Here is a 17161-nt window from a genome sequence, read left to right as displayed (position 1 = left end):
TACTAGAGAAGCTATAGCCCGGACGAGATCGACTACAGAGGCAACCCTTATATTTTTTACATGACGACCCGTTGCTATGCCGGAGAGGACAGCAACAACCATCAACAGAGCTCCGGTTTCCATAACGCAACCGGAGACATTCATGATGACGACCAAACCAACCTTGCTCGAAGACCAATTTGTCAATATGGCTTTTATTACTCGCCTGACGGGATTAACCGATAAATGGTTTTATAAGCTCATCAAAGACGGGGAGTTTCCGAAACCCATTAAACTGGGACGTAGCTCACGCTGGCTGCAAAGCGAAGTGGAAGCCTGGTTACAGGAACGTATTACACGCTCCCGCGCCTAATACCATAACCCGTGCTTTTATCTTTAACAGCCACTCTGACATGTTCCCATGTGGATTTAAAAAGCCAAGATGTAATCAATGCTTTTTAGTTGTAAGAACAACCGCACGCTTACTCTTCACGCTGACAGCGCTTGCCGCAGCACCGATGTCCTATTCCGTCAGTAGGCTTTAATGTTGACCGGTCTGGTAACGCTGTTGTAATAAGCCTTATAAACCCTAGCGCACATCCGAGCTGGCATTCATAACCTTTTCAATCACCGGGACAAGACAACTGCAGTATATGCACTAAATTGCAACCTCACCTACCGCTGCTCATCAAGCGATATTCGTCCCCCTTTAAGGCTGCTATTGTGGCATAATTGCGTGAGTACCGTACGGTATAGTTATGTTTAAGCATGACTTTTTAACAAGCTAAGGGTTCAACATGAAAGTACTAACGCAGGCGCGCCGTGATGCGATCGTGGCTGCCGCCGCTGAGGTGTTCCTTGAGATTGGGTACGAACGTACTTCCATGGATGAAGTGGCCAGACGCGCCGGTGGCTCCAAGGCCACGCTCTATAAATACTTCTCATCAAAAGAAACGCTGTTTGAAACGGTGGTGCGCAATTACAGCGCCCGGTTCCTCACCGAAGCAGCAAACGGGTTAACACAACCGGAATACCAGCACCTGACACTGGAACAAAAGCTCACCCGTTTTGGCGAAGATATGCTGCGGGTGGTGACCTGCGACAACCAGGCATTACAGATTTACCGCGTGGTGCTGGGGGAAGCCGGGCATTCTGATATCGGGCAACTGTTCCTGGAATCCGGTATCCGGCAGAGCATGGCGGCGCTGGCGCAGGAAATGAGTGCCGCAATGGAACGGGGTGAACTGGCACCGGCAAATCCGATGCTCCGAGCCATCCAGTTTACGACGCTTGTCAAAGCGGAAACTGAGGCCCTGTTTTTTCTGCGCGAACTACCTGATTTTTCAGAGGAAAAGGTCAGTGAAATGGTCGCCAATGGCCTGCAACTCTTTCTGAATGGTGCAGTGAAAAAAACGGAGTAACTCTCTTGTGCAACAGAGTATAAAAAATCGGGTTCGCCGCATCAAACCCGGATTTTCTGCGTCAGGTCAGTTAAGGTGACACGTATCCCTGCCCTTCGTCACCCAGTCAGTCGCGACCTGCCCTATCTGGATTGACAGGCGCTTCACCACCTGCTGCCCGGCGCTAAATATCTGCGCAGGATCACCGGCAACCGGTTGTGTAATGTTGCTTCTGCACACCAGCCGCCGGTTTTTTCCTTCCTGCTGAATGGATAAACTCCACTCAGCGTACAGACTGACGGCGTTGCCGGGCCAGTTGTCAAAACGCCGAACCTGTATCAGCACTCGTACCACCGGTTTGCGATTATCCCGCGCCAGCCCTGCCACATCCACGGTGTTAAGCTGCTGCGTCATGCCCAGAGACAGTGCGGTTTGCAACTCATCACCTAATGGACTTAACCAGCGGTCGTCATCCAGAACCACCATACGACTGTTGCTCTGGCGAACCACCACCTGTTGGCTATCCAGTTGTGCCGGAACGCCAACAGGCAGCAGGTCGATCACAAACTCAGGTGGTGTAACCATGTGGGAAACGGAGTCATAACTGACCAGGGTGTGGTAACGCACATGCGGTGAGGAACACCCGGCCAGCACACTGGTAACACCGAGGATCAGCGATAAAACGACTTTCATGGCTGCTCTCCTTGCTTAAGTGAAAGACCGTCATCCAGTGCCGCATCCGCTGCGCGTCCCTGTATTAATGATTCCGGGTGCCTGTCCAGTTGGTTTGTCAGGCTGCGCACGGTCCGCAGCGTTCGCGTTGCTTCCTGTAAAGACCGCAGGAGAGTCACCATCAGCGGGGAATCTTCTACCAGCAAATTTTGCACGTCCTGCGTTGTGAACTGCGCCTGTTGGATCAGGCGGTTGGCTGCGGGCAGGGTCCGGGCGTTGACCATGCGTAGCGTTTTAGTCAGTTCTACCAGCGAGGTATTCATGTTGCTCCCAATTTCATCGAGCGGCATTTTATTGATTTTGCGGGTGATATCCGTGATTTGATCCTGGAGAATGGACAGTCCGCTATTAATGGTGGGGAGTTCTACCGGGCGTTTTGTCACATCAAACTTCACTTTGGGCGCATCCGGTATGAAATCGAGAGAGATGTACAATTGCCCTGTCAGCAGGCTACTGGATGTGGCCTGCGCCCGTAATCCATTAGCGATCATCTCACGGGTGAAAATAGCGGTGTTGAGGTCAACGTCACCCGTTGGTTTCGGGAGTTTTTCGAGCACCTTGCCCATTCGCGAAGGATAAACATCAATGCCCACCACAATCGGAAAGCGATACCCTTCGGCATTGTAGTCGAGCTCGATGGAGGCAACACGCCCAATACGCACGCTGGAAAACTCTACTGGTGCCCCCACATTCAGGCCATGCAGTGTGTGTTCAAAACGCAACTGAAAGCGCACCGGTGGGCCGTCCGCAGGAGCCATCGCGGTCTCTTCATCCGGAGCCAGTTTGTAACGTGCTTGCTTATAGAGCACACCATGAGAAGGTCCCTCCGGCGTGGAGAACGCAATCCCCCCGGCCATGATGGCAGCAACGGTCTGGGTTTTTAGTTGAAAACCGTCGCTGCCCACGGAAAGATCTACGCCACTTACATTCCAGAACCGTGAGTCTGCGGTGACCAGGCGGTCGTAAGGGGCATCAATAAAGATGTCCAGATCGATTCCCTTGCCGTCTTTACGTAGCTGATAAGAGGTAATCCGCCCGACCGGGATGCGGCGATAGTAAATCGGCGAGTTAATATCCAGGGACCCGAGGTCGTCCGCTTCCAGCAGAAACTGGCTGCCTTCCATATCGTTAACGATGGACGGAGGCGTTTCCAGGCCAGTGAACCGGTACTGGCTCTCATCAGACAGCCCTCTGTCCACGCCTATGTACGCCCCGGACAGCAGCGTATCGATACCGCTGACGCCGTTCATTCCCACTCGCGGCCTGACCACCCAAAATCGGGTGTCGCTGCGCGCCAGATTCTGCGCACTTTTGCCAAGCGAAACCCGCACCAGTACCTGCGTGTTATCGGGGCTGAGGGTGATCTCCTTCACCAGCCCGACATTGACATCTTTGTATTTCACGGCAGTTTTACCCGCTTCCAGACCGGCGGCGCTGCGAAACGCGATAACCACTTCCGGCCCGACGGATAAGCGCGCCTGGATGACCATTGATACCGCAATCACCAGCGCGACAATCGGAAGTAGCCAGATGACGGCATTGCGCCAGCGCCCATGATGTAAAAGAGGAATACCCGAAATAGGACGCATCATTGCTTATCTTCCCATAATGTTTTTGGTTCAAAACTCAGCGCGCAGAGCATGGTCAGGATGACCACAAAGCCGAAGAAAAAAATGCCGGCCCGGGGTTCAGCCTCACTGAGCTTATGAAACCGGAGCAGGCCACACACCACGGCTACCACCACGACATCCAGCATTGACCAGCAGCCAATCCATTCCATTACGCGGTACAGCCGGGCTCGTTCGCGTCTGGCCCAGCGGCTCTTACGGCTCGTTGAGAACAGCAGCACACTCAGTGAGAGAAACTTCAGACAAGGAACCACCACGCTGGCAACAAAGATGATCGCCGCGATGCCCCACGACCCGCTTCGCCAGAAGGCCACGACACCGGAAAGAATAGTGCTGTCACTACCCTGGCCGAGCAGCGTGGTGGACATCACCGGGAACAGATTGGCGGGCACATAGAATATCATCGCGGTGAACAATAGCGCCCAGCTCAGCTGTTGACGGCTATGCGGTTGATGGGGCAACAGCGTATGGCAGCGAGGGCATTTACCCTCCACACCGGGTGCCCTGTCATCGGAACACACCAGCCCACATAAGGAGCAGCGACACACGCGCATCTCACGGGCAAACGGCACATCAATAGTCACGGCCCTTCTCCCCAACAGAAAGCAGATCCCACAGCGGGCGTAAATCGTGACTGTTGATGAGAACAACCAGCACGCAGGAAATAGCCAGCGCCCAACCGCCTGGTCCCACAGAAACGTCCAGTAGTGACGAGAGTTTTATCCCCGCCACGAGAAAGCCCAGCACGCCCACTTCGACCATGCTCCAGGGATGAAGCGATTTAAGTACTTTCATGATGAAGACAAACGCCGGTGCCGCACGCCCGAAATGTGCAAAGCTCAGCAGCCAGGCTGTCAGTGTTATCTTCAGAAAAGGCGCGACAATGAGCAGGAAGACGGTACAGACCGCCATCATAGAGTTGCTATCATCTGCTGCAAGCGCCCATGCCGCATTCCAGAGAGTGATGTCATTCGCCATACCGTAAAATTCAACGGACATTATCGGAAAGAGACAGGCGAGGAATAAGGTAATGGCCGCCGTCAATATCAGGGGGAGCACATGACCGGGCACCCGATGATGACCATGCCATAAAACGGCGTAGCACCGTTGACAGAGCGCGATATCGCCCGGCGCGCAGGGCAACGTCTGGTAAACACTGTCGCAATGCGGGCAGATAGTCAGATGCGGGAATGTCTTCATAAAGCCGGTTCACCAGGAAGTAATGCACGAGGAAAATCACAGCCGGTACCGGTTAAGGCATCCGGCTGTACGTAGGGTGAAGACGGCTACTGGAGCATCTCCGCCAGTTCTTCCGCCCCTTTTTCAATACCCACCTCAGCAGCACTCAGCGAGCCGATACTGGCAGAGATGTTCATGGCATTCGGGTACTGGTGAGCAACGTAAGCCATCAGTAGTTCGTGACTGCTGGCGTCATAAATTTCAACGACGTAATCCACCGAACCACTCATCAGTCCTCTCCCACCACGTACCGACTGCACAATGTTGTAGGGGCCGCCCGCCAGGTCGAACTTGGTGACGGTACCCACCACCTGTGGCGTGGTATCTGCACCCGTCAGCGTCAGTTTCAGGCGCAAAGTTCGGATAGCAGGTGTACTGACCGTTTTAAAGCGTGTGCTTAATGCTTTGCTGAACGCATTCTGCATATGAGTGGCAAGAGCCTGCCGGTCGGCCTGTGCTATGTCGTCAAACTGCCCGTCGCTACCCTGATAAATCTTCACCGGGTCAATAATGATGCTGTCGTACTTGCGCCAGTCGACCTGAGTTGAATACCGCCACGGCATGCGTTCGGCATTATCATTGGTGTTTGCAGAAAGCTTTGCAGCCGAGTCGATGCTGCTGTAGCGCACCGGTTGATTACCTGCACAGCCTGCCAGCAGTAAAGCAGCACAGACGACCACCAGCCCACTGACCTGTCTTAACATCTTCATGAGTACATCCTTTCGTTTTGGCTAGGGGCCGCGCGTACCGCCATGCCCTCAGCAAGAAGCATCAAATTTGCGCACATGTGAACTGTACAGTTTAGTTTTGATCGCATTACTGAAACCTGTCAACGAAATTGTTCGATAAGACGTTTGTGATGAGACTCAGAAGCACATTGATTGTTTTAGAAATACTGTCGATGTCCACATTTAGAGAGGGAATTTGGAAATAGTGGATGATGACATATAGCGATTTTGTGCCTGAACTCTCATGGAAAAAATCGATAGTCGGTTCCCATGCACTATTTGCGCTCGGATTTGCACGCTCATCCACCAACTGACGGGCCACTTCCGGTTAAATATGCAATCTGCGCAAGATGTTCCGGGATTAACCAAAGCCCCGAAAGTTAAGGCTGTGGGGCTGAAAAATATAGAAAATGAACCGAAGCGGCTCATATGCAGACGGAGCGAACATTGTTACTCTCCAGTTTCATACGAGGTACAGCAGGCTTCGTTTACTGAAGTCGTATCCCCCAACCATGCGTAATGACTACAGACGTAAACTGAGCAGCACCGGATAACACAGTTGCCAGGACAAACGCCGGTGTAGTGACGATTGTCGCTATCACCTTAAAAAGCCATCAGCAGAGCTGCAACTGTGCTGCATACCGAGACCAGATTGTGCTGGTCGTTGACGGTCTGTATGAAAGAGAACTACCCGTTACACTGGATACCACATCCAATACAACACTATTTCAAGAAGCTTTTAAAAGTTCACACCTATGTGCCATTATGGCGGTAATAATAGGCTTTCGCCTTTATCTAACTGATGTACTTTTTAGTTACCTGCTTTCCTGTCAACTGTCTCGATCGCAGCAAGCTCGTGCGGTGCGCAAACTGATACACGGAAACACCATCTCGATGGGGCTTGGTTATAAACATAATCCACTACGGAAATTCAATATGCTGCAGTCTTCATCTGTTCGCTTCAGGTGTGGGGTTATTCTCCTAGCCTGCATGGCACTCACCGCAGCAGCTATAGTGGCCATCAATGCAGGTTCCCCGCTGGGCACATCCCGTGAAATCATGTCCAGTCCGGGGTTATATATTGATATTTTCTTCCTGATGCTCCTGATTTTTACCTTGTGGAATGTTACCTGTGTTTTCGTTGACGGGCGCCCCCTGAGCGGGGCGATTACCGGCCTTATACTCTGGATTGCTGCAGGTGCATTCGATGTGATGGATGAAATAGTCAGCCAACCGCAATGGGTAGGCTACTTCTGCGAAGATTTGTTAAAGCTGTCTGGAATGCTTCTCACCGTTATTAGCGTCTACCGCATCATCCTGCGGATGAATTCCCGTTTTTCAGTGGCGCAGACCAGCGCCCTGTATGATGAACTCACCCGGCTTCCGAACAGGCGTTATTTTGTGGAAACCCTCAGCAACACGACCAATAAAAAAATGTCCATGATGATCATCGATATTGATTTTTTTAAGCACATCAATGACAGCAGGGGACATGATGTCGGTGACGAGGTTTTGTCCAGATTCGGCGATCAGCTGAAGGATATCAGTGTGACAGCACTGAAAGTTTTCCGTATCGGGGGAGAGGAATTTGCGGTGATCGGCGAGGGACTTTCCCGGTATGAGGTGATTCGTTATGCAGAAGCCATCTGCAGGGATGCCAGAAACATCAGGTTGGATGATGGTCAAGGTATCTCCGTCAGCATCGGGGTTGGTTTCCGAAAAGTTGGGGAAAGCCAGCAGTCGTTAATAAAAAAAACCGACAAGGCGCTCTACCGGGCAAAGGAAAACGGACGAAACAGAATTGAGTTGGCCGACAATTAAAGGCCTGTATTGTAACAACCACAAAGGCTCTTAAAAGCTGATTTTTGGTTTTAGTTTAGTAGCACCTCTACATAGTTTGGCGGCCATTAACCATCCCCCCATTAACAATAGCGTCGCATTATCCGTGACGATTCAATTGGCTCAGAGCATACATGGCTTCAGAATCTTTACCATGCCCCCTTAATTGTACGCACCGCAAAAATCCCCCGAGCGCGTTTCTGTCGTATCCCCAGTAAAACAGCCTCCTAAAAAGTACGCCAGAAATCGTCTGCCGCAGACCAAAGCATCATGCATAAAGTCTATCGAGCAGCTCTAGTTAAGTACCTCCGGTATCACTGGTTGTGACGGGTTACGTACTGGCAAACGCTGCTTTACTTTACGGCGTAAACTCTGTTTCAGCATGCAGTAAATCCGGTGAGCCCTCTTATGGTTCCAGACGTTACAGTGCCTGCGAAGTATATGGAAAAGTTTATTAAATGCATACCGTGGCTATAGCTCAGCCGCCTCAATCACTGGCTCATCACGCCGCGTAACTACTGTTTACAGATAAGTACATTAATCATCCTGGAAATTTTTTCTGAGCACCCTGTCCCCTCAGCGCTGAACGTTCCTATCCCCATCAATTAACATCATTTAGTTGTTAATCATTCAACTAATTAGTGGATAGTTGGATGTCAATAAAATGAGTAAAGTTATGTCATAACCGGACATAGACAGGAAATATCATGAACAGATTGTTTACATCGATAGCTTGCAATCTAAAAGTTAACCGCAACGCGTCAGTTACAAGACACCTGCGCCAATGGGCAATGGTCGCTGTGGCTGGCGTCGTCCTCTCTGCTTGTGTCGGAGGAGCAACATCTGGAGTGGCCAAGCAGCCCCTTCCGCAAGTGCTTACTCCGCCAGCCACTGGTACTCCGATGAGTGCCACGGTTGAGCCATTGCAGCAACGTGGTTTCGTTGAATCCGAGCTGTTTATCAAAGGTCAGGCAGGTCGTTACCGCATCAAGGATGCGATGAAGGATGCGCAGCGTATTGATGGAAGCAATCCTTATACCACCCGAGCGCTGGTACGCCGACCTGCAGATCCGGCACGTTTCAACGGTACTGTTGTCGTCGAGTGGCTAAACGTGACACTGGATCAGGATATCGATTTTGTATTTGGTGCCACGCGCGAGCTGATGTTGCGTGAAGGATATGCCTGGATTGGGGTCAGTGCACAACATAATGGTATAGATGCAATGAAGCGCTGGAATCCATCACGCTATGGTGCACTTAACGTTACGGCTTCAAATGTTGACCCTGCCGATGGCAGTTTGATTGATCCACAAAATCCTCTCATTATGGCAAAGGGGGGGGATGTACTGGCATGGGATATTTTCTCCCAAGTTGGCGCACTGGCGAAAACGAGTAATACCGACCTGTTGGGTGGGTTGAAAGTCAAAAAAGTGATCGCCGCTGCCGAGTCCCAATCCACACTCAAAGTTTCTACTTACTATAATAGTATTCAGCCGTTGCACCATGTGTATGATGGTTTCCTCTTCTACGATCGCAGTGCGACATTACGATCGGATGTCGATGCTAAATCGATCGCGATTGGTACAGAAATCTTCACTGCCTTAATGAAGTCTGCGCCTCAGCCAGATACCGACCATCAACGCTGGTGGGAAATTAATGGAGCTTCACATTTCTCGCTGGATGAAATCGCAAACTATGTTGACCCGATGATTAAGCGCGATGCGGCTTTCCGCGACGCCCAGGGTAAAGCAATGAGTCTTTCTGAGATCACAGCAAAAAATGGCCCCTGCACCCCTCCGACCATTTACAGTCGAGTACCGAATGGTGATGTGATGAAAGCGGCGTTGAAAGCTCTCAACACCTGGATTAAAGGTGGACCAGCTCCTGCGAAAATGCCTCGATTTGTCGTCAATAACCAGACACCTCCTCAATATGTCCGTAATGCGAATAATCAAATCATTGGTGGGATTCGCACTGCAGCACAAGACGCACCTTTGGCACGTAATGCCGGTATCGGTAAGGGCCCCTGGTTCTGTGGGCCATCCGGTAACCATGTGGACTTTACTGCTGCCGAGCTTTGTAAGCGTTATGGCAGCCACGACACCTATGTTGAACAGGTAAAAGCGGTTGTCGCTTCAAATGTACGGCAAGGTGTCCTGTTGCCAGAAGAAGCCAATAAGACAATCGAACAAGCACAGGCACTGACTTTTGCCTGTCCCGTAAACTAAACAGTCTCTTTCATTCACTATCAGGAGCAAACAGACCATGACTATGACCCTAGAACAAAGAATTCAAAAACTGGAAGATCAGGCGGCTATCAAACGCCTGGTAGATACGTTTGCCAATATGGCCGATCAGATGGATATCGCTAACCAGATGTATCTGTTCACCGAAGATGCAACGGTAACAACATATTTTGGCGACACGCTGTTTGCTTCCATGCAGGGCCGTGAGCAGATCGCGGAGGTCTTCTCCAGCTTTATCGCCAATTTCACTACGATGTACCACATGAACGGCCACCTGGTAGTAGATATTGATGGTGATCGCGCCTCATCAACTCACTATTGCTTAGTGACACTGATATCGGAACAACAGGGCAAACAATACAAAAACATGAACGGAATTATTTATCAGGACGAGTATGTGCGCCAAGACGGGCAATGGTTGATTGCTAAACGCGATGCCCGATTCAACTGGCGTGATACCAGCGAGCTTATCGCTGAATTAGGCTAGAACGCCACATACACAGCCGGGCCTATCGCAATACCGATAGGCCTAGTAATATGGTGACGTGTTATTCAACATGTTGAGTGTTTGAGCCTATCCTAGCAGGTGTTATTGACGCAGCAAGTAGATTAGCCCCATAGATCACCAGACACTTCGCCTCTCTTAAAATAAGAGGTAGTCTTGGAACTATGTTTAACACCCGTCAGAATAACAAGATGGTTGAAGTGTTATCGGGACCTGAGCGGCGTCGGCGTCGTACACCGCAGGAAAAAATTGCCATTATTCAGCAGACTATGGAACCCGGTATGACCGTGTCTCATGTCGCCCGCCTGCATGGCATCAATCCTAATCAGATTTTCAAATGGCGCAGGCAATATGAAGACGGTTCCCTGACTGCCGTGGCTTCTGGCCAAGAGGTCGTACCCGCCTCTGAACTTGCTGCGGCTAATAAGCAAATCCGCGAGCTCCAGCGCCTTCTGGGCAAAAAGACGATGGAAGCCGAAATACTGAAAGAGACCGTGGAGTTCGGTCGGGCAAAAAAATGGATTGCGCATGCGCCCTTGTTGCACGGGGACGACGACTAACCGACGTCTGCCGGAGTATTGGTGTATCGCGTGCGCAACTGAGCATCAGAGTTCACCGGCCGCCTGACTGGCAGGATAGCAGATGGCAGTCCCGTTCTGACGATATCTCCGTGTTATCCCGGATAAACACGGCTGTGGCTGACCTGCCGACGTATGGTTATCACCGCGTGTGGGCGCTGGTGCTCAGATGGCTTCGAGTTCCGCTGCGACAATGGCGAAAAGCTGCGGGTGACCTTCGCACAGGTCTGCAGTAATAGGGTGATCATTGACCTGGCAGCGAGCACCGGAGGCTATGACAAAGAAACGGTGCAGGATGTGATGCTGGGTGCAGTGGAAAAACGGTTTGGAAGACAGTTGCCAACAGAGTCGCTGGAGTGGCTGACGGATAACGGTTCAGCCTACTCGGCTCATGAAACGCAGGCGTTCGTCCGGTTGCTGGGACTGGAACCTTGCACGACAGCTGTGCGAAGTCCGGAAAGCAACGGCATAGCAGAAAGCTTCGTGAAGATGATAAAGCGGGATTACATCAGCATCATGCCTAAACCGGAAAGCCAGATGGCGATAATAAATCTGGCAGTAGCGTTCAGTCATGACAATGAACATCATCCGCACAGCGCGCTGGGATATCGTTCGCCGCGGGAATTTATGCGCAGAAAATTATCGCAACCCTAAGAGAAAAAATGCGTCTGGATATATAGGGTCAAATCCATGCGCATTCTGTGAAGCACCACTCTGGCGCTGTTTCACTGGCGGGTGAAAAATGCGCTGTTTCGGCTAGGAAAGTAGATCATGTTGATGGAATAGCCATCAAAAACGTGTCATGCATAAAATTCAACGACCAGCCCCATTAGTGTACAAAGTGACTCGCATAGGGGCCGGTTTTTAACGCTCTAACAGTTTTTTCCTTTCCTGCTGTCGATGATGTGATTGCCTCATCACTTTTTGCCTTTTCTTGTCAGATCAGTACAGATTTAAGCCTTTCTCCAACATACTTCTGACCTGCTCCCCGTTGATTAATACACCGCGATGTTAGTAATGTCTTCATAAGCCACATGAGGACAACCCCATGAAGAAGCGTTTTTCCGACGAACAGATCATCAGTATCCTCCGCGAGGCTGAAGCCGGGGTTTCTGCCCGTGAGCTCTGCCGTAAGCACGCCATTTCCGACGCCACCTTTTACATCTATGGACTACCTCCGTTTTGCAAGTACTGAATCTGGTTTTGGGTTGTTGCTTACATCTATCCGGCATCAGGAAAATCTGTGCCCAAATGGGTAATCCGCACACAATCGCCTCAACAACTGGACGGCCTCTGGGGCCAGTATAAAAATCAGGCTCCGATTGTGTAGGTGCAACCTGTCACCATTTCTCAGTACGCTGCAACTTTTGCTGGCAGGGTATTAATTTCACACTACCTGATACTCGGTCTCATTTCTCAGCATCGACCAGATTATTCTCGCGTTTTTGTTAGCGACCGCCACGGTCGTTTTATTAAATCCGCGCCGTTCCTTTAACTGGTTAACCCACTGATTCATATAACCCTCATTGTTATTCGTGGCAACCCTGACGACAGCGCGGGCGCCATGAATAAAAAGTGTCCGTAGATGCTTGTCGCCTTTTTTCGTCATATTCATCAGCACTTGCCTGTCGCCACTCGAGTGCTGGCGTGGAACCAGACCCAGCCATGCAGCAAAGTGACGGCCATTCTTAAATTCAGTTCCTTTGCCAATAGCAGCAACAACGGCCGTGGCCGTTTTCGGACCAATGCCTTTCACTTTGGCGATACGCTGACAGGTTTCTGATTGTCTGAATACTGTTTCAATTTCCTTATCAAAAAAATGGATCCGACGCTCGAGATCATTAAAGAGATCATAGAGTTCTGCAATTGTTCTGCGCATACGGGGGCTCAGACCGTTTTCTGCATCTTCAAGGATAAGAGGAATAGCCCGGCGAGCTCTGGAGACAGCACTGCCAATGGGGATCCCCCGGTCAAGTAACAGCCCTCTTATTTGACAGACTGTCGCAGTGCGGTGATTAACAATACGCTGCCTTGCCCGGTGTAAAGCCTGGATATCCTGCTGTTCCGGGCTTTTTGGCGGTACGAACTGCATTGTCGGTTGCATCAGAGCCACTGCGATAGCCTGTGCATCATTACCGTCATTTTTTTGCCCGCGGACAAAGGGTTTTACATACTGAGGACTGATGACCTTTACTTTGTGCCCCAGTTTCTCAAACTCACGCTGCCAGTAAAATGCCCCGGTGGACGCTTCGATCCCAATCAGACAGGCTGGAATATTTGCCAGCGTCTGGAGTAATTCTTTTCGGCCAGTGCGTTTCGTATAAACCGGTTTGCCGGCCTGGTTTAATCCGCAAAGCTGGAAAACATTTTTTGCCAGGTCGATGCCCATAAATACGATGTTCATAGTCACACTCCTGCTGGATGAATTCTGTTCAGTCAAGCGCAGAGGGAAGAGGTAGTCCATCCCATTACCTGGCGCAAGAAGTATGGCGGTATGGAGGTGCCCGAGGTTAAGCGTCTGAAGTCGCTTGAGGAAGAGAACGCCAGACTCAAGAAGCTGCTTGCCGAAGCCATGCTGGATAAGGAGGCGCTTCAGGTGGCTCTGGGGCGAAAGTACTGACGACAGGCCAGAAGCGGGAAGCCGTTGAGTTTATGTGTGATGCGACCGGTCTGTCGCAACGTCGTGCCTGCAGGCTTACAGGTTTGTCCCTGTCGACCTGCCGCTATGAGGCTCAGCGTCCGGCAGCTGATGCGCATTTATCAGAGCGCATTATTGAGCTGGCACTGGAGCGCAGGCGTTTTGGCTACCGCCGCATCTGGCAATTACTGCGCCGTAAAAGCCTTCAGGTTAATCACAAGCGCGTGTACCGTCTTTATCATCTCAGCGGGCTGAGCGTAAAACGCAGACGACGTCGTAAAGGACTGGCAACGGAACGTCTGCCGCTGCTCCGCCCGGAAGCGCCCAACCTGACCTGGTCGATGGATTTCGTCATGGACGCACTGGCCACCAGTCGCAGGATAAAGTGCCTGACCTGTGTGGACGACTTCACGAAGGAGTGCCTGACAATTAGCACAGCATTCGGGATTTCAGGCGTTCAGGTCACGCGTATACTGGACAGCATTGCACTGTTTCGAGGCTATCCGGCGACAATAAGAACTGACCAGGGGCCGGAGTTCACCTGCCGCGTACTGGATCAATGGGCCTTTGAGCATGGTGTTGAGTTGCGCTTAATCCAGCCGGGCAAGCCAACGCAGAACGGATTTATTGAGAGCTTTAACGGACGATTTCGCGATGAATGTCTGAATGAGCACTGGTTCAGCGATATCGTTCACGCCAGGAAAATCATTAATGACTGGCGGCAGGATTATAACGAGTGTCGTCCACATTCGGCACTGAATTATCAGACGCCATCAGAGTTTGCAGCACGGTGGCGAAATGAAAAATATGAAGATAAACAAACCGACATTACTAACTGACGGTTGTATCTAATACTGGGGGCAGGTCAGTGCATCTGAAAAACCTCCGGCTATGCCGGAGGATATTTATTCTGAAAACACAGCAAATCGCATCTTAGAATTACTAAGCATTTCTATGTTTTTCACAGGCAAAATTATTATTCCGGAAGGCTATGACAAAGCAACTCATCATGACTTTGCTAACCCTTTTATACCACACGAAATAAAGCTTTTGGATTCATTCTCAGTTACTAACTGACTATGAAATGTTGTGTTTGTTGCGCATCAACGACTGTGTTACCAAAACGTAGCGTTATCAAGCCTGTTTCAACTGATTTACCACGATTCATGAGTAAAGCTCATAAGGGCAAGCTTCCGCGCTAGCTTAAACCGGACCTTTCTAACCACTATTCTTAATAAATTGCCGAAAAGCGAGGTGGCCGATTATCTGCTGTCATTCACTCAAATAAGGCAACAACTTGTATATAGAGAGGATAAAAATGAAAGACGTAATCGTTGTCATTGGAAGCGGTTCTATTGCACAGGCTATAGCGCGACGCGTCAGCGTCGGAAAACATATTCTCCTTGCTGATATCAAAGCTGAAAATGCCGAAGAGGCCGAAAAAACTCTCTCTCGTGCTGGTTTTGATGTCAGTACTACAAGTGTAGATGTTCGTTCACGTCAGTCGATACAGGCACTCGTAAATACGGCGTGTAACCTGGGAGAGGTGAAAGGAGTTATCCACACAGCAGGACTATCGCCGTCTCAGGCAAAGGCTCAGGATCTAATTCGCGTAGATTTATACGGTAGCGCCGTGCTGTTTGAAGAATTTGGCAAGGTTATTGCGGAAGGTGGATCCTGTGTTGTTATTGGCTCGCAGTCGAGTCATCGCTTAGCCGTTGATGCTTTGACGCAGGCTCAGGCTGATGCTTTGGCAACATTGTCGCCAGAGGAGCTTCTCGAAATGCCTCTGGTAAAAGAAATTGAAGACAGCCTTTATGGTTACCAGATTTCCAAACGGTGTAATGCGCTTCGAGTGATGTCAGAAGCTGTTAAATGGGGTAAGCGCGGTGCGCGAATTAACTGCATTAGCGCGGGTATCATCTTTACCCCGCTTGCTTATGACGAACTTAACAGCGTAGAGCGTGGGGCATTCTATAGAAATATGCTGGATAAATCTCCTGCAGGCCGTGGAGGTACGCCGGATGAAATAGGTGCACTAGCTGAATTTCTTTTTGGTCCAAACGGAACTTACGTCACCGGGAGCGATTTACTGATTGATGGCGGCGCAACAGCATCTTATAAATATGGTGAATTACGTCCTCAATAATCTCTCCTGACTACTCAGCGATGCGATATTAATAGTATTAATATCGCATCCATCTGACCCTGTCATTGATTTCCCTGCATCTCTATCACTTCAAATTTATCCTGAATTTAGTTAAACTTTATATCAAGACTGCTTTAGCACTAAATACTAATATCTATTACCTCCTAATTTTTTGCAATCATTGCCATTGGCTGACTTATCATCCTGTGATGCGCTTATGATATTAAATATATTGTTTGGTTACGTATTTTTAAAAACGCTATTGAACATATTTTTTGACTTATTTTTTATTAGTTATGACATGAGGTGAGTCGGGGTAATGTTTTTATACATGCCAAACCATCTCCGGAGGAGATGGTTTTTCTGAACATATTACATATTGATAAATTAATTACAGAAGTGTATTATAATGTGTATCATCGACCAGTTCAAGCCATTCAGTAGAGGCTCCTTCAGCAGGTACTTCTACTGCGATATGAGAAAACCAACTATCTTTTGCCGCGCCATGCCAATGTTTTGTTCCTGCAGGTATATTCACTACATCCCCTGAGTTAAGCAAGCGTGCCGGTTTGTTCCATTCCTGATACCAGCCCCGACCGCCAGTAACTAGTAAAATTTGCCCACCTTGATGATGAATATGCCAGTTATTACGACAGCCAGGTTCAAATACTACATTACCGATTTTGACGCCTTCTATGGATAGCATATTAAGATAACTAGTGCCCTGGAAGTATTGCGCATAGGCTTCATTTTTGGGACCTTTAGGAAAAACACCATTGCCATCAAATTTATCGTTCATAATAACTCCACGCTTTATTATCACTAATTATTATCGATATCCGAAAGTTGTGTCAGTATTTCCCGTGCACAATCTGCCGAAATATCCCCACATTCTGTTTCCAGTATGTCTACAAAATGATGAAGTTGCTGAATAGTCAGTCCACTATTCAGACTGATCACATAATGGCTTCTTAGTTGACTACTTACGCCGGACATAGCAGCCAGCGCTGATATTGTTACCAGTTCTCTGGTTGACCAATCCAGCACGTCACGCTGGAACATGTCTCCGAAAAGATGAGATTTAAGAAACTGATCGATAGCAGGTGCAAACTCAAATATTGCCCCGGTTACTGGTTTTCCAACAAGTTGAGTCTGATTTTCTGTACCGCCTATCAGACTATTCCAGCCTTGTAGTACTGGAGAGGGTTCTCTGCCAGCTTCATCCCTAATCCCCTGGAGATGGCGGTTTTCCAGAACAGTCATCAGTGTAGAAATAGCATTCAGACTTCTGGGAAAACCACAATAAGCATAAATATGTACCAGTATTTCTTTAAGCTCATTTATGGTTATCCCGGCATTCAAAGCCTTATGTAGAACTGAATTTAACTTATCTACTTCGCCGATAGCAGCATATGCGGCAACAGGGATTATAGTTTGTTGTTTCTCATCGAGCTGTGTTTGCATTTAAAATCCTCCGGCTGTACTGGTTAGTTTCTATTT

15 protein-coding genes and 4 pseudogenes are annotated in these 17161 nt (G+C 49.5%); 10 read left to right on the top strand and 9 right to left on the bottom strand.

Annotation, left to right across the window (positions count from 1 at the left end; all coding sequences use genetic code 11):
• Positions 1–145: 145 nt before the first annotated feature.
• Together DD586_RS14250 and DD586_RS14245 are read left to right on the top strand one after the other, a co-directional pair.
• Entirely contained in the window at positions 146–352 is a 207-nt protein-coding gene (locus tag DD586_RS14250) for a helix-turn-helix transcriptional regulator (protein WP_041165037.1), read from the top strand.
• Positions 353–776: 424 nt separating this feature from the next.
• A complete protein-coding gene (locus DD586_RS14245; RefSeq protein ID WP_012885528.1) occupies positions 777–1400 on the top strand; it encodes a TetR/AcrR family transcriptional regulator in 624 nt (207 codons plus the stop codon).
• A gap of 66 nt (positions 1401–1466) precedes the next feature.
• Here DD586_RS14245 and DD586_RS14240 read toward each other — a convergent pair whose 3' ends face one another.
• From DD586_RS14240 to DD586_RS14220, 5 genes are all read right to left on the bottom strand, one after another.
• Entirely contained in the window at positions 1467–2072 is a 606-nt protein-coding gene (locus DD586_RS14240) for a PqiC family protein (RefSeq protein ID WP_012885527.1), read from the bottom strand.
• The gene (locus DD586_RS14235) at positions 2069–3703 is read right to left on the bottom strand and encodes a PqiB family protein (protein WP_012885526.1); all 1635 of its coding nucleotides are present in this window, start codon (positions 3701–3703) and stop codon (positions 2069–2071) included. Before DD586_RS14235 ends, DD586_RS14240 begins: the two co-directional genes overlap by 4 nt.
• The gene (locus DD586_RS14230; protein ID WP_012885525.1) at positions 3700–4323 is read right to left on the bottom strand and encodes a paraquat-inducible protein A; all 624 of its coding nucleotides are present in this window, start codon (positions 4321–4323) and stop codon (positions 3700–3702) included. Before DD586_RS14230 ends, DD586_RS14235 begins: the two co-directional genes overlap by 4 nt.
• Entirely contained in the window at positions 4313–4939 is a 627-nt protein-coding gene (locus DD586_RS14225; protein ID WP_012885524.1) for a paraquat-inducible protein A, read from the bottom strand. Before DD586_RS14225 ends, DD586_RS14230 begins: the two co-directional genes overlap by 11 nt.
• A gap of 86 nt (positions 4940–5025) precedes the next feature.
• A complete protein-coding gene (locus DD586_RS14220; RefSeq protein ID WP_012885523.1) occupies positions 5026–5688 on the bottom strand; it encodes a DUF3313 domain-containing protein in 663 nt (220 codons plus the stop codon).
• 262 nt (positions 5689–5950) lie between these two features.
• On the opposite strand from DD586_RS14220, the gene DD586_RS22515 reads away from it, so the two are divergent.
• Together DD586_RS22515 and DD586_RS14215 are read left to right on the top strand one after the other, a co-directional pair.
• On the top strand, positions 5951–6226 hold the full coding sequence (locus DD586_RS22515; protein WP_157668904.1) for a plasmid SOS inhibition protein A: 276 nt from the start codon (positions 5951–5953) through the stop codon (positions 6224–6226).
• A gap of 62 nt (positions 6227–6288) precedes the next feature.
• Positions 6289–7527 carry a GGDEF domain-containing protein gene (locus DD586_RS14215; RefSeq protein WP_228669693.1) on the top strand — a complete coding sequence of 413 codons (1239 nt, stop codon included), beginning with the start codon at positions 6289–6291 and terminating at the stop codon, positions 7525–7527.
• Positions 7528–7779: 252 nt separating this feature from the next.
• Here the strand turns inward: DD586_RS14215 and DD586_RS22300 are convergent.
• Positions 7780–8055, bottom strand: a pseudogene (locus DD586_RS22300) (IS3 family transposase); the annotation flags it as partial.
• A 197-nt stretch (positions 8056–8252) separates the two neighbouring features.
• Between DD586_RS22300 and DD586_RS14210 the strand changes: the two are divergent.
• The 4 genes and pseudogenes from DD586_RS14210 to DD586_RS14190 form a co-directional block, all read left to right on the top strand.
• Positions 8253–9773 carry an alpha/beta hydrolase domain-containing protein gene (locus DD586_RS14210; RefSeq protein ID WP_012885521.1) on the top strand — a complete coding sequence of 507 codons (1521 nt, stop codon included), beginning with the start codon at positions 8253–8255 and terminating at the stop codon, positions 9771–9773.
• A 37-nt stretch (positions 9774–9810) separates the two neighbouring features.
• On the top strand, positions 9811–10278 hold the full coding sequence (locus DD586_RS14205) for a nuclear transport factor 2 family protein (protein WP_012885520.1): 468 nt from the start codon (positions 9811–9813) through the stop codon (positions 10276–10278).
• A gap of 209 nt (positions 10279–10487) precedes the next feature.
• A pseudogene (locus tag DD586_RS21735) lies at positions 10488–11528 on the top strand (transposase).
• A 394-nt stretch (positions 11529–11922) separates the two neighbouring features.
• A pseudogene (locus DD586_RS14190) lies at positions 11923–12042 on the top strand (transposase); the annotation flags it as partial.
• Between the two features lie 219 nt (positions 12043–12261).
• Here the strand turns inward: DD586_RS14190 and DD586_RS14185 are convergent.
• On the bottom strand, positions 12262–13278 hold the full coding sequence (locus tag DD586_RS14185; RefSeq protein WP_012883551.1) for an IS110 family RNA-guided transposase: 1017 nt from the start codon (positions 13276–13278) through the stop codon (positions 12262–12264).
• Positions 13279–13344: 66 nt separating this feature from the next.
• On the opposite strand from DD586_RS14185, the pseudogene DD586_RS14175 reads away from it, so the two are divergent.
• Both DD586_RS14175 and DD586_RS14170 read left to right on the top strand, forming a co-directional pair.
• Positions 13345–14351, top strand: a pseudogene (locus DD586_RS14175) (IS3 family transposase); the annotation flags it as partial.
• Positions 14352–14830: 479 nt separating this feature from the next.
• The gene (locus DD586_RS14170; RefSeq protein ID WP_012885517.1) at positions 14831–15661 is read left to right on the top strand and encodes an SDR family oxidoreductase; all 831 of its coding nucleotides are present in this window, start codon (positions 14831–14833) and stop codon (positions 15659–15661) included.
• Positions 15662–16052: 391 nt separating this feature from the next.
• On the opposite strand, the gene DD586_RS14165 is transcribed toward DD586_RS14170, so the two are convergent.
• Both DD586_RS14165 and DD586_RS14160 read right to left on the bottom strand, forming a co-directional pair.
• A complete protein-coding gene (locus tag DD586_RS14165) occupies positions 16053–16460 on the bottom strand; it encodes a cupin domain-containing protein (RefSeq protein WP_012885516.1) in 408 nt (135 codons plus the stop codon).
• A gap of 23 nt (positions 16461–16483) precedes the next feature.
• Positions 16484–17125, bottom strand: coding sequence for a carboxymuconolactone decarboxylase family protein (locus tag DD586_RS14160; RefSeq protein ID WP_012885515.1), 642 nt, complete (start codon positions 17123–17125; stop codon positions 16484–16486).
• Positions 17126–17161 lie beyond the last annotated feature (36 nt).

The organism is Dickeya parazeae Ech586 (assembly GCF_000025065.1).
Classification (GTDB): Bacteria; Pseudomonadota; Gammaproteobacteria; order Enterobacterales; family Enterobacteriaceae; genus Dickeya; species Dickeya zeae.
Note: the sequence above shows the minus strand (reverse complement) of the source record. Positions and strands in the feature narration are given on the sequence as shown.